The following is a 12,138-nucleotide window of genomic DNA, read 5'->3' as shown; positions in this document are numbered from 1 at the left end:
GCTAATGTTTCCTAAGAAGTGCGGTATAAAACAATCATGTTTTACACCGCTAGTTTACAAAAATTATTTTTTACGCGCTTCAATTACTGCAGCTGCAACACTTGTTGGAGCTTCAGCATATTTTAACGGTTCCATTGAGTATGATGCACGACCTTGAGTTTGTGAACGTAAGTCTGTTGCATAACCGAACATCTCAGAAAGTGGAACTTCTGCATCGATTTTAACAACGAATTCGTTCGCTTCTTGACCGTTAACCATAGCACGACGACGGCTTAAGTCACCAATTACATCACCAACATATTCAGGTGGAGTTTCAACTTCAACTTTCATAATTGGCTCAAGTAATACTGGGTTTGCTTTTGCGAATGCTGCTTTAAATGCTAAAGATGCAGCAAGTTTAAACGCTAACTCAGATGAGTCTACATCATGGTATGAACCGAAGTGTAAACGTACACCAAGATCAACTACAGGGTAACCCGCTAATGGACCAGATTTAAGCTGTTCTTGGATACCTTTATCAACCGCAGGAATGTATTCACCAGGAATTACACCACCTTTGATTTCGTTCACGAACTCGTAACCCGGACCTTCTGGATCTAATGGATATAAGTCGATAACAACGTGACCATATTGACCGCGACCACCAGATTGTTTCGCATGTTTACCTTCCACATCATTAACTCGAGTACGGATAGTTTCACGGTAAGATACTTGTGGTTTACCAATGTTAGCTTCCACTTTGAACTCACGTTTCATACGGTCAACGATGATATCTAAGTGTAATTCACCCATACCAGAAATGATGGTTTCACCAGATTCTTCATCAGTGTGAACGCGGAATGAAGGGTCTTCTTGTGCTAAACGACCTAATGCTAAGCCCATTTTTTCTTGGTCAGCTTTAGTTTTTGGTTCTACCGCAACAGAGATTACTGGCTCTGGGAATTCCATACGCTCAAGGATGATTGGTGCTTCAATTGCACATAATGTATCACCAGTAGTTACATCTTTTAAGCCGATAGCAGCCGCGATGTCACCTGCGCGAACTTCTTTAATTTCTTCACGTTTGTTAGCGTGCATCTGTACGATACGACCAAAACGTTCACGTTTTTGACGTACAGAGTTTAATACTGTATCACCAGAATTAATTACACCTGAGTACACACGGAAGAAGGTTAAGTTACCTACGAATGGGTCAGTTGCAATTTTGAATGCTAATGAAGAGAATGGCTCTTCATCACTTGCATGACGTTCGCCTTCAGTTTCATCTGGATTGATACCTTTAATAGCAGGAATATCAGTTGGTGCTGGTAAGTATTCAACAACTGCGTCAAGCATTGCTTGAACACCTTTGTTTTTGAACGCAGAACCACAAGTTACTAAGATGATTTCGTTTGCTAATACGCGCTGACGTAATGCTGACTTAATTTCTTCTTCAGTTAAGTCTTCGCCACCTAAGTATTTTTCCATTAATTCTTCTGATGCTTCAGCTGCCGCTTCAACAAGGTTTTGACGCCATTCTTCACAGTCTGCTTGCATATTTGCAGGCACATCTTCATAAGTGAAAGTCATACCTTGGTCTGCTTCATTCCAGTTGATCGCTTTCATTTTGATTAGGTCAACTACACCTGTGAAGTTTTCTTCTGCACCAATTGGAAGTTGAAGAGGAACTGCGTTAGCACCTAAACGAGTTTTCAATTGCTCAACTACGCGTAAGAAATTTGCACCAGTACGGTCCATCTTGTTTACGAACGCAATACGTGGCACTTGATATTTGTTAGCTTGACGCCATACAGTTTCAGATTGTGGTTGAACACCACCAACCGCACAGTAAACCATTACCGCACCATCAAGAACACGCATAGAACGTTCTACTTCAACAGTAAAGTCTACGTGTCCTGGAGTATCGATAACGTTGATGCGGTGTTGTTGGAACTGTTGTGACATACCAGACCAGAATGCAGTTGTTGCCGCAGAGGTAATGGTAATACCACGCTCTTGTTCTTGTTCCATCCAGTCCATCGTTGCTGCACCATCGTGCACTTCACCGATTTTGTGGCTAACACCAGTATAGAATAAGATACGCTCAGTAGTAGTGGTTTTACCCGCATCAATATGCGCACTGATACCGATATTACGATATCTTTCAATAGGGGTTGTACGAGCCATTATTATAACCTTGTTTATTTAATATCAGTTTATATAAGGGTAAGGCTTCATCAATGATGAAGCCCTTTAAATTCAAAAACTTATTACCAACGGTAGTGAGCAAATGCTTTGTTAGCTTCAGCCATACGGTGAACGTCTTCACGTTTTTTCACTGCTGCACCTTTATTATCTGAAGCATCAGATAATTCGTTTGCAAGGCGTAAAGCCATTGATTTATCACCACGTTTACGTGCTGCTTCAACGATCCAACGCATACCTAATGCGTTACGACGTACAGGGCGCACTTCAACTGGTACTTGGTAAGTAGAACCACCAACACGACGAGATTTAACCTCAACAGTTGGACGTACGTTTTCAAGTGCAACTTCAAACGCTTCTAAAGGCTCTTTACCTGTGCGTTGTGCTAAAGTTTCTAAAGCGCCATAAACGATTGATTCAGCAACGGATTTTTTACCGTCTACCATGATTACATTAATAAATTTTGCAAGTAATTCTGAACCGAACTTCGGATCTGGAAGAATCTTGCGTGCTTCAACACTACGACGACGTGGCATTGCGAATTTCTCCGTATTTTAATCTTCAGGATATCCAAAACCCATCAGCAATATTTCTCTTTGAGAAAATTTGCAGCGCAAAGCGCTTTTTGACTGGAGTTTATGGTTTAAATTGTTTTGCTAATTTAGACGTTTGGCCTTACTTAACGGAGAACCATTAAGCTTTAGGGCGTTTAACGCCGTATTTAGAACGACCTTGTTTACGATCTTTAACGCCTGCGCAGTCTAATGCACCGCGTACTGTGTGGTAACGCACACCCGGTAAGTCTTTAACACGACCACCACGGATTAATACAACACTGTGCTCTTGAAGGTTGTGACCTTCACCACCGATATAAGAAGTTACTTCAAAACCGTTAGTTAAGCGGATACGACATACTTTACGTAACGCTGAGTTTGGTTTTTTAGGAGTTGTAGTATATACACGAGTACATACACCACGTTTCTGCGGGCAAGCCTCTAATGCAGGAACGTTGCTTTTTACAACCTTTTTCACACGCGGTTTGCGTACTAGCTGGTTGATAGTTGCCATTAAAAAAGCTCCAGTTTATTTAAATGTTATTCAATAATAGAATGTTGTTCAAAAAATCTACTTCCATACAGAAATAGACGGCGAATTTTAATCGTTCTGAGGTTTGTTGTCAATAATTAAACAGCGCCAAAGATCCGTGAAAGGATATTTAGTTGTGTACAAAAAACGCTTCCAAAATTCACCGCACTTTTTCATTCAAAATGCCAAACCAATTGCCCCAGCGAAATGACAGTTTTATAATTTCTACTTAATTAGTATTAAATTACAATCATTATGTTACGCTCGCTCAAATTTCACTTACGCTATTTCTTCCATAAAAAGCTACGCCAAACACACAGAATTTCCCACAAAAGTTTAGAATTTATCTGCCTAATTATAGGTGCAACATTCGTCTCACTCTTTTCATTTGGCTTTGCGAAATTATCTGATCTTGGCCTAGAATTAAACGCTCATTGGTCATCTCAATATCCTATTGCAGTTTGGTTTGTGTTACCCCTAGGCATGGCTTGCCTGACTTGGTTTACGAAAAAATATACTCCCTATGTAGGAGGAAGCGGTATTCCGCAAGTCATTGCATCAATTAATCTTCCTCATAGTAGCTATAAAACCAAATTAGTTGAATTCAGCCAAACTATTTGGAAAATTCCTCTTACCTTTTTGGCTATGCTTATCGGTGCATCAGTTGGGCGTGAAGGTCCATCAGTACAAGTTGGCGCAGCTGTCATGCTTGCGTGGGGAAATTATTGTAGAAAACATAATTTAGCGTTTAGAGGATTAAGCACCAATGAATTACTTGCAACAGGTGCAGCAGGTGGGCTTGCTGCTGCCTTTAATGCACCTTTAGCTGGGATGATATTTGCGATTGAAGAACTTGGACGTGGAGTAATGTTACGTTGGGAACGACGCGTATTGATGGGAGTATTAGCTGCTGGTTTTATTCTTGTCGCGATTCAAGGAAACAGCCCTTATTTTCCAAGTTATCAAGGGGCAACATCTGTTTCTTATCTCTATCTTTGGCTCGCAATTTGTGGGGTGGTTTGTGGCATTCTAGGTGGCATATTTGGACGACTATTAGCAAAAGGTATCGTAGGATTATCACCTGAAAAATGGCGTGGCTGGGTTCGCCAACATCCTATTTATATTGCTTTATTATTGGGTTTAGTACTTGCCGCTCTCGGCAGTTACACTCACGGACAAACTTATGGTACTGGCTATGAGGTTGTTGCACACGCTTTAGAAGGGCAAGCCATAGATCCTGAAATTGGCATCCTTAAACTTTTAGCAACGGTGGCCACTTATTGGAATGGTATTGCTGGTGGTATCTTTACCCCATCACTAACAACAGGCGCAGGCATTGGCGCAATGCTTTGGGATCTCAGTAGCGGTATGGTCGATCAACGTTTTTTAGTGATTTTATGTATGGCGGCGTTTTTAGCTGGTGGCACACAATCACCAGTTACAGCCAGTGTTGTTGTAATGGAAATGACGGGCGCACAACCCGTTCTCATTTGGCTCTTGATTTCCAGCATTATTGCATCCATAATCTCGCGCCAATTTAGCCCAAAACCATTTTACCACTTTGCTGCAGGCCGTTTTCGCCAGCAAATGCAAGCTCGCCAAGCCGAAGAATTACGCAGCAAAACCGAACAAGAGAAATAAAAATGCCTCAAAATCTACCGCACTTTTACCGCGGCCGTTTTTCTGTTGCGCCAATGTTAGATTGGACAACACGCCATTGTCGTTATTTTCATCGACAATTTTCAAAGCATGCGTTACTTTACACTGAAATGGTCACAGCGCCTGCAATTATTCATGCAAAATACGATCACTTGGATTTTGATTTACAAGAAAATCCCGTTGCGTTACAGCTGGGAGGAAGCGATCCTGAACAACTCAAATATTGTGCAAAACTTGCTGAGGAACGAGGCTATCATGAAATTAATCTCAATGTAGGATGCCCTTCTGATCGCGTACAAAATGGAATGTTTGGCGCTTGCTTAATGGCGAAAGCAGATTTGGTAGCAGACTGTGTAGAACAAATGCAAAGTGCGGTCAAAATTCCAGTCACTGTGAAAACACGTATTGGCATTGATGAATTAGACAGATATGAATTTTTATGTGATTTTATTGAAAAGGTTCAAGGAAAAGGTTGTCAAGAGTTTATTATCCACGCACGAAAAGCATGGCTTTCTGGGTTAAGCCCTAAAGAAAATCGAGAAATTCCGCCATTAGATTATGCTCGGGTGTATCAACTAAAACGTGATTTTCCCCATCTAACTATCGCAATTAATGGCGGTATAAAAACCATTGAAGAAATGAAGCAACATTTGCAATATGTGGACGGCGTGATGGTTGGGCGAGAGGCCTATCAAAATCCAAGTTTACTTGGGCAAATTGACCAAGCCTTATTTGATCCTAAAGCACCAATTGTTACCGCTCATGAAGCGGTACAGTCAATGCTTCCTTATATTGAACAACAACTTAGCCAAGGCATACACCTTAATCATATCGTCCGTCATATGTTAGGCGCATTCCAAAATTGCAAAGGTGCTCGTCAATGGCGACGCTATTTAAGCGAAAATGCGTTTAAACAAGGTGCGGGAGTTGAAGTAGTTGAAACCGCCTTAAGCTTTGTAGAAAACGAAACCTAAAAAATAAAATAAGCCGCAAAAGTGCGGCTTATTTTTCAGCTGTTTTTCTTACGCAATACGCATTTGAAAAATCACCAATTCAGCTTGGCAGCAGAAAGTAAAATCTGCCTTTAATAAATAGCCATCATCCACTTTTTTAATTTCAGATTGGATTTCACAAGGTTCACTTTCTACATCACGCGCTTTCTGAGTAAAAAATGCGAGCGCTTCTTGCGCTTGTTCTTCATTGTCATAAATATATTCAATAACCTGACTACAATCATGATTATCGAAAAGTGATTTCATATCAAATGTGTTACAACCTACACATTCAATCGGTTTTTCAGTTTGAATTGCCATAATATTATCCCTTTTATTCTGTTATTTTGCAGCAACAAAACCTACTGCATCATACACTTTCGCCAAGGTTTCTTGTGCTTTTGCACGAGCTTTTTCCGCACCTTGTCGTAAGATATTATCTAATAAAGCTTCATCATTACGATATTGATGGAAACGTTCTTGTAAACCAGTAAGTAGGGTTGAGACCTCATCCGCTACAGCTGTTTTTAAATGTCCGTACATTTTACCTTCAAATTCTTTTTCAAGATCAGCTATTGGCTTATCTGTAACCGCAGAAAGAATATCTAAAAGGTTGGATACCCCCGCTTTATTTTGCACATCATAACGAACAACAGGTGGCTCATCTGAATCTGTTACGGCACGTTTAATTTTCTTCGCCACAGATTTTGGATCTTCCAAAAGTGTCACTACATTGTTGCGGTTATCATCTGATTTTGACATTTTCTTTTCGGGATCTTGCAATGACATAATACGCGCACCTGCTTTTCCAATGAAAATTTCAGGAATGGTGAAAATATTTCCATAGAGCGCATTAAAGCGGTTTGCAATATCACGCGTAATTTCTAAGTGTTGTTTTTGGTCATCGCCAACAGGCACGCTTTTTGCTTGATAAAGTAAAATATCCGCCGCCATTAACACAGGATAATCAAACAAACCCACGTTAATATTTTCTGCATAACGCGCTGATTTATCTTTGAATTGGGTCATTCGGCTCATTTCACCGAAATAGGTGTAGCAGTTTAACACCCAGCTTAATTGCGTGTGTTCTGGAACATGAGATTGAACAAAAATAGTACTTTTATTTGGATCAATTCCACATGCCAAATAAAGTGCAAGCACATCAAGCGTTGCTTTGCGAAGGGCAACAGGATCTTGACGCACAGTGATCGCATGTAAATCAACTACGCAGAAAATACATTCATAATCTTCTTGCATTTTCACCCAGTTGCGCAACGCGCCCAAATAATTTCCGATAGTTAATTCACCAGAAGGCTGCACGCCACTAAAAACAATTGGTTTTGCCATAATCAATCCTTAATACCTTAAAACTGTTCGCACATCATACCAGAAACTCTAGGCTTTTTTAATGTTCGAGTTCAAAAGCTAGGTTAAAAATGCTATATTTAACGAAAACGTTTTCCTAATATTTTCTAATGAAAAACTACCACGATATTGTTCTTGCCCTTGCTGGAGTGTGCCAATCAGCAAAATTGGTTCATCAACTTGCAACAGAAAGCCGAGCAGATTCGGATACATTTTTAACCGCACTTAATAGCCTTTTCATTACCCAACCACAACGAATCGAAGATGTTTTTGGTGGAGAAGTTCGTCATTTAAAATTAGGTCTAGAAACCTTAATTCATCAGCTCAATGCACAAGGCGATCAAAATTTAACTCGCTATTGGTTAAGCCTTTTGGCGTTAGAAGGAAAATTATCGAAAAATCCCGATGCCAAACAAACATTGGGAAATCGAATTTCTCGCCTAAAAGAACAAGAAATTCATTACGCTCGCGATAGTGAAACAATGCTATCTATAATGGCGAATATTTACAGCGACGTTATTAGCCCATTGGGCAAAAAAATTCACATCCTAGGCTCACCTGATTATTTGCGACAAGAACTCGTGCAAAATAAAATTCGTGCAGTTTTACTTGCAGGCATTCGCTCTGCCGTGCTGTGGAAACAAATGGGCGGAACAAAATGGCAAATTTTATTTTTCCGCAGAAAATTACTTGCCACCGCAAAACAGATTTATTCTTCTATTTATTAATACAATTCTGGAGCAAACATTTATGCAACTCTCTACACTGACCGCACTTTCCCCTCTTGATGGTCGTTATCAAGATAAAGTAACTCCATTACGCGCTATTTTTAGCGAATTCGGGTTAATGAAATTCCGTGTAGCTGTGGAAGTTCGTTGGTTACAAAAATTAGCTTCAACGGCAGAAATTACCGAAGTACCGCCATTTTCTACGCAAGCAAATGCTTTTTTAGATGGAATTGTGACTAATTTTAACGAGACAGATGCTGCGCGTATTAAAGAAATTGAGCGTACAACCAATCACGATGTGAAAGCCGTTGAGTATTTTCTGAAAGAGAAAATTCAAAATGAAGTGGAACTAGCAAACGTTTCCGAATTTATTCACTTCGCTTGCACCTCAGAAGACATTAACAACCTCTCTCACGCATTAATGTTAAGCACCGCTCGTGATGAAGTGATTTTACCAGAATGGCAAAAACTGATTGATGAAATCACCCGTCTTGCAGAAGAATATAAAACGATTCCATTACTTTCTCGCACACATGGCCAACCAGCTTCACCAAGCACCGTGGGCAAAGAAATGGCGAATGTCGTTTACCGTCTAAAACGTCAATTTAAACAACTCCAAAACGCGGAAATCTTAGGTAAAATCAATGGCGCGGTAGGTAACTACAATGCACATTTATCGGCATATCCTAATATTGATTGGCATAAATTCAGCGAAGAATTTGTCACTTCATTAGGTATTCAATGGAATCCTTATACCACGCAAATTGAGCCGCACGATTACATCGCTGAATTTTTTGATGCTGTAGTTCGCTTTAATACCATTATCATTGATTTTGATCGGGATTTATGGGGATACATTGCATTAAATCACTTTAAACAACGAACTATTGCAGGCGAAATTGGTTCTTCTACCATGCCACATAAAGTCAATCCAATTGATTTTGAAAACTCAGAGGGCAATCTAGGATTAGCCAATGCAGTGATGACCCATTTAGGTCAAAAATTACCAATTTCTCGCTGGCAGCGTGACTTAACGGATTCAACCGTATTGCGTAATTTAGGCGTAGGATTAGGTTATTGTTTGATCGCTTATGCTTCAACACGCAAAGGCATTAGTAAACTTGAAGTAAATCAACCGCACTTATTAGAAGAACTCAATCAAAACTGGGAAGTTTTGGCTGAACCAATTCAAACCCTAATGCGCCGCTATGGAATAGAAAAACCTTACGAAAAATTAAAAGAATTAACGCGAGGTAAACGAGTGACAGAACAGGCTATGCTTGAATTTATTGATAAGTTGGCTATTCCACAAGAAGAAAAATTACGTTTACAAAAATTAACACCCGCTACTTATATTGGGGCTTCAGTAGAATTAGTAGAGAAACTATCATAGGAATTTGGCTCTTTTTCCAACAATATTCTTTACAAGAACATAGCTTTTCTCTATAATCTCGCGCCTGTGTTAGTCAATCTAACAAATTTCTGGTTGGTGCTTGACCTATTCAAGCCCTATCCAAGACCGTAGGGGAGTAATCTTAATTATCCTACGTAGATGGTGAACAGAATAAGAATTTTTCTTGCTTCTGGGCGCCGAAGTCATCCTAGTCTTAGGATTAGGTAAATTAATTCCGAGTAATCGGAGTGTATTCAGGAGCTAAAAGCCAATGGCATTAAATCTTCAAGACAAACAAGCAATTGTTGCTGAAGTAAATGAAGCAGCCAAAGGTGCACTTTCAGCAGTAATCGCGGATTCTCGTGGTGTAACTGTTGAAAAAATGACTGAATTACGTAAATCAGCACGTGAAGCTGGCGTTACAATGCGTGTAGTTCGTAATACTTTATTACGTCGCGCAGTTGAAGGCACAGATTACGAATGCTTAAAAGATACGTTTGTAGGTCCAACACTTATCGCGTTCTCTAACGAACACCCGGGCGCAGCTGCTCGTTTGTTCAAAGAGTTTGCTAAAGCAAACGATAAGTTTGAAATTAAAGGTGCAGCCTTTGAAGGTAAAATCCAAGATGTTGAATTCTTGGCAACATTACCAACTTACGAAGAAGCGATTGCACGTTTAATGGGCACAATGAAAGAAGCTGCAGCAGGCAAACTTGCTCGCACCTTCGCGGCATTACGCGACAAATTACAAGAAGCAGCTTAATCATTAAGTGTTTCTTACTTCATCTAACTTTATTTATTTTAGGAATTGATTGTTATGTCATTAACTAACGAACAAATTATTGAAGCGATTGCTTCAAAAACTGTAACTGAAATCGTTGAATTAATCGCAGCGATGGAAGAAAAATTCGGTGTTTCAGCAGCGGCAGCAGTAGCAGCAGCTCCAGCAGCAGGCGGTGCAGCGGCAGCAGAAGAAAAAACTGAATTCGACGTAATTCTTGCAGCAGCTGGTGCTAACAAAGTAGCAGTAATCAAAGCAGTACGTGGTGCAACTGGTTTAGGCTTAAAAGAAGCTAAAGATTTAGTTGAATCTGCTCCAGCAGCATTAAAAGAAGGTGTTTCTAAAGAAGAAGCTGAAGCACTTAAGAAAGAATTAGAAGAAGCTGGTGCACAAGTAGAAGTTAAATAATTTCTATTTTAACCACTTTAAAATTCAGAAAACCGATGGGAAACCGTCGGTTTTTTCCTATCTAAAAAGCCATCACTTCCTTAATTTAAAAACTTATCATCTTCTCCTTTCTACGATAAAATATCTCCCATTATTATTGATAAATAAAGAGAAAATCTATGACTACAAAAGCATTAAGTGCGGTAATTTTAGCAGCCGGAAAAGGAACGCGTATGTATTCCGATTTACCAAAAGTTCTACATACAATAGCTGGTAAACCAATGGTAAAACATGTAATTGATACTGCTCATCAATTAGGCGCAGAAAATATTCATTTAATCTATGGCCACGGTGGGGACTTAATGCGTACCCATCTTGCAAATGAACAAGTAAATTGGGTATTACAAACAGAACAACTTGGCACAGCACATGCAGTCCAACAAGCGGCACCGTTCTTTAAAGATAATGAAAATATTGTTGTACTTTACGGCGATGCACCATTAATAACTAAAGAAACATTAGAAAAGTTAATTAAAGCAAAACCAGAAAATGGCATTGCATTGCTTACCGTAAATTTAGATAACCCAACAGGCTATGGACGAATTATTCGTCAAAATGGGAATGTTGTAGCAATTGTAGAACAAAAAGATGCAAATGCAGATCAACTAAATATTAAAGAAGTAAATACTGGCGTTATGGTATCTGATGGTGCAAGTTTCAAAAAATGGCTAGCTCGTGTAGGCAATAATAATGCTCAAGGCGAATATTACTTAACGGATCTTATTGCTCTCGCAAACCAAGATAATTGCCAAGTTGTTGCGGTACAAGCAACAGATGTCATGGAAGTTGAAGGTGCAAATAATCGCTTACAATTAGCCGCACTTGAACGTTATTTCCAAAATAAACAAGCCTCCAAATTATTACTTGAAGGCGTAATGATCTACGATCCCGCTCGCTTTGACCTGCGTGGAACATTAGAACATGGAAAAGATGTGGAAATCGACGTTAATGTTATTATCGAAGGTAGTGTTAAACTCGGCGATCGCGTAAAAATTGGTGCAGGTTGCGTATTGAAAAATGTTGTTATTGGCAATGATGTAGAAATAAAACCCTATTCAGTGCTAGAGGATTCTGTAGTGGAAGAAAAAGCCGCAATTGGTCCATTTTCTCGTTTACGCCCAGGTGCAGAACTCGCAGCTGAAACGCATGTCGGTAACTTTGTAGAAATTAAAAAATCTACCGTTGGTAGAGGGTCTAAAGTAAATCACCTAACCTATATTGGCGATTCAGAAATCGGCTCAAATTGTAATATTGGTGCGGGTGTCATCACCTGTAACTACGATGGCGCAAATAAATTTAAAACGATCATCGGTGATGATGTATTTGTTGGATCTGATACACAATTAGTTGCACCAGTGAAAGTCGCAAATGGCGCAACTATTGGTGCTGGGACAACAATTACACGTGATGTTGGAGAAAATGAATTAGTGATTACACGAGTTCCTCAACGCCATATTCAAGATTGGCAACGACCAACAAAGAAAAAATAAAATAGCATAAAAA

General features: G+C 39.6%; 12 protein-coding genes. 7 read left to right on the top strand and 5 right to left on the bottom strand.

What is annotated here, in order from left to right; translation table 11 throughout:
* Positions 1-63: 63 nt before the first annotated feature.
* From fusA to rpsL, 3 genes are all read right to left on the bottom strand, one after another.
* Positions 64-2,166 (bottom strand): elongation factor G, encoded by a 2,103-nt coding sequence (gene fusA / locus AAX15_RS02795; RefSeq protein WP_005632280.1) that lies wholly within the window; start codon positions 2,164-2,166, stop codon positions 64-66.
* An 83-nt stretch (positions 2,167-2,249) separates the two neighbouring features.
* Positions 2,250-2,720 carry a 30S ribosomal protein S7 gene (gene rpsG, locus AAX15_RS02790; protein ID WP_005626581.1) on the bottom strand — a complete coding sequence of 157 codons (471 nt, stop codon included), beginning with the start codon at positions 2,718-2,720 and terminating at the stop codon, positions 2,250-2,252.
* 157 nt (positions 2,721-2,877) lie between these two features.
* Complete coding sequence (gene rpsL, locus AAX15_RS02785) at positions 2,878-3,252, bottom strand: 30S ribosomal protein S12 (protein WP_005543325.1); 375 nt, start codon at positions 3,250-3,252, stop codon at positions 2,878-2,880.
* Between the two features lie 273 nt (positions 3,253-3,525).
* On the opposite strand from rpsL, the gene AAX15_RS02780 reads away from it, so the two are divergent.
* The gene (locus AAX15_RS02780) at positions 3,526-4,911 is read left to right on the top strand and encodes a chloride channel protein (protein ID WP_046939049.1); all 1,386 of its coding nucleotides are present in this window, start codon (positions 3,526-3,528) and stop codon (positions 4,909-4,911) included.
* A gap of 2 nt (positions 4,912-4,913) precedes the next feature.
* Positions 4,914-5,903, top strand: a complete 990-nt coding sequence (gene dusA / locus AAX15_RS02775; protein ID WP_046939048.1) for a tRNA dihydrouridine(20/20a) synthase DusA — start codon at positions 4,914-4,916, stop codon at positions 5,901-5,903.
* A gap of 48 nt (positions 5,904-5,951) precedes the next feature.
* Here dusA and AAX15_RS02770 read toward each other — a convergent pair whose 3' ends face one another.
* Together AAX15_RS02770 and trpS are read right to left on the bottom strand one after the other, a co-directional pair.
* Positions 5,952-6,242 carry a YfcZ/YiiS family protein gene (locus AAX15_RS02770; protein WP_046939047.1) on the bottom strand — a complete coding sequence of 97 codons (291 nt, stop codon included), beginning with the start codon at positions 6,240-6,242 and terminating at the stop codon, positions 5,952-5,954.
* A gap of 21 nt (positions 6,243-6,263) precedes the next feature.
* A complete protein-coding gene (trpS, locus tag AAX15_RS02765; protein ID WP_046939046.1) occupies positions 6,264-7,268 on the bottom strand; it encodes a tryptophan--tRNA ligase in 1,005 nt (334 codons plus the stop codon).
* A 128-nt stretch (positions 7,269-7,396) separates the two neighbouring features.
* Between trpS and hflD the strand changes: the two genes are divergently transcribed.
* The 5 genes from hflD (at position 7,397) to glmU (ending at position 12,125) form a co-directional block, all read left to right on the top strand.
* On the top strand, positions 7,397-8,014 hold the full coding sequence (gene hflD / locus AAX15_RS02760) for a high frequency lysogenization protein HflD (RefSeq protein WP_005638526.1): 618 nt from the start codon (positions 7,397-7,399) through the stop codon (positions 8,012-8,014).
* 22 nt (positions 8,015-8,036) lie between these two features.
* A complete protein-coding gene (gene purB / locus AAX15_RS02755; protein ID WP_046939045.1) occupies positions 8,037-9,407 on the top strand; it encodes an adenylosuccinate lyase in 1,371 nt (456 codons plus the stop codon).
* A 271-nt stretch (positions 9,408-9,678) separates the two neighbouring features.
* Positions 9,679-10,170: a 50S ribosomal protein L10 gene (gene rplJ, locus AAX15_RS02750; protein ID WP_005626605.1), complete on the top strand. Its 492-nt coding sequence runs from the start codon at positions 9,679-9,681 to the stop codon at positions 10,168-10,170.
* A gap of 54 nt (positions 10,171-10,224) precedes the next feature.
* Positions 10,225-10,596 (top strand): 50S ribosomal protein L7/L12, encoded by a 372-nt coding sequence (gene rplL / locus AAX15_RS02745; RefSeq protein ID WP_005626607.1) that lies wholly within the window; start codon positions 10,225-10,227, stop codon positions 10,594-10,596.
* A gap of 158 nt (positions 10,597-10,754) precedes the next feature.
* The gene (glmU, locus tag AAX15_RS02740; protein WP_046939044.1) at positions 10,755-12,125 is read left to right on the top strand and encodes a bifunctional UDP-N-acetylglucosamine diphosphorylase/glucosamine-1-phosphate N-acetyltransferase GlmU; all 1,371 of its coding nucleotides are present in this window, start codon (positions 10,755-10,757) and stop codon (positions 12,123-12,125) included.
* Positions 12,126-12,138 lie beyond the last annotated feature (13 nt).

The organism is Haemophilus haemolyticus, assembly GCF_001008275.1.
Classification (GTDB): domain Bacteria; phylum Pseudomonadota; class Gammaproteobacteria; order Enterobacterales; family Pasteurellaceae; genus Haemophilus; species Haemophilus haemolyticus_P.
Note: the sequence above shows the minus strand (reverse complement) of the source record. Positions and strands in the feature narration are given on the sequence as shown.

Excerpts from the sequence above, each read along its gene's own strand:
- glmU (WP_046939044.1), top strand. The coding sequence starts at position 10,755 with ATGACTACAAAAGCATTAAGTGCGGTAATTTTAGCAGCCGGAAAAGGA.
- fusA (WP_005632280.1), bottom strand. The coding sequence starts at position 2,166 with ATGGCTCGTACAACCCCTATTGAAAGATATCGTAATATCGGTATCAGT.
- trpS (WP_046939046.1), bottom strand. The coding sequence starts at position 7,268 with ATGGCAAAACCAATTGTTTTTAGTGGCGTGCAGCCTTCTGGTGAATTA.
- dusA (WP_046939048.1), top strand. The coding sequence starts at position 4,914 with ATGCCTCAAAATCTACCGCACTTTTACCGCGGCCGTTTTTCTGTTGCG.
- rpsG (WP_005626581.1), bottom strand. The coding sequence starts at position 2,720 with ATGCCACGTCGTCGTAGTGTTGAAGCACGCAAGATTCTTCCAGATCCG.
- rplL (WP_005626607.1), top strand. The coding sequence starts at position 10,225 with ATGTCATTAACTAACGAACAAATTATTGAAGCGATTGCTTCAAAAACT.
- hflD (WP_005638526.1), top strand. The coding sequence starts at position 7,397 with ATGAAAAACTACCACGATATTGTTCTTGCCCTTGCTGGAGTGTGCCAA.
- rpsL (WP_005543325.1), bottom strand. The coding sequence starts at position 3,252 with ATGGCAACTATCAACCAGCTAGTACGCAAACCGCGTGTGAAAAAGGTT.
- rplJ (WP_005626605.1), top strand. The coding sequence starts at position 9,679 with ATGGCATTAAATCTTCAAGACAAACAAGCAATTGTTGCTGAAGTAAAT.
- AAX15_RS02770 (WP_046939047.1), bottom strand. The coding sequence starts at position 6,242 with ATGGCAATTCAAACTGAAAAACCGATTGAATGTGTAGGTTGTAACACA.
- AAX15_RS02780 (WP_046939049.1), top strand. The coding sequence starts at position 3,526 with ATGTTACGCTCGCTCAAATTTCACTTACGCTATTTCTTCCATAAAAAG.
- purB (WP_046939045.1), top strand. The coding sequence starts at position 8,037 with ATGCAACTCTCTACACTGACCGCACTTTCCCCTCTTGATGGTCGTTAT.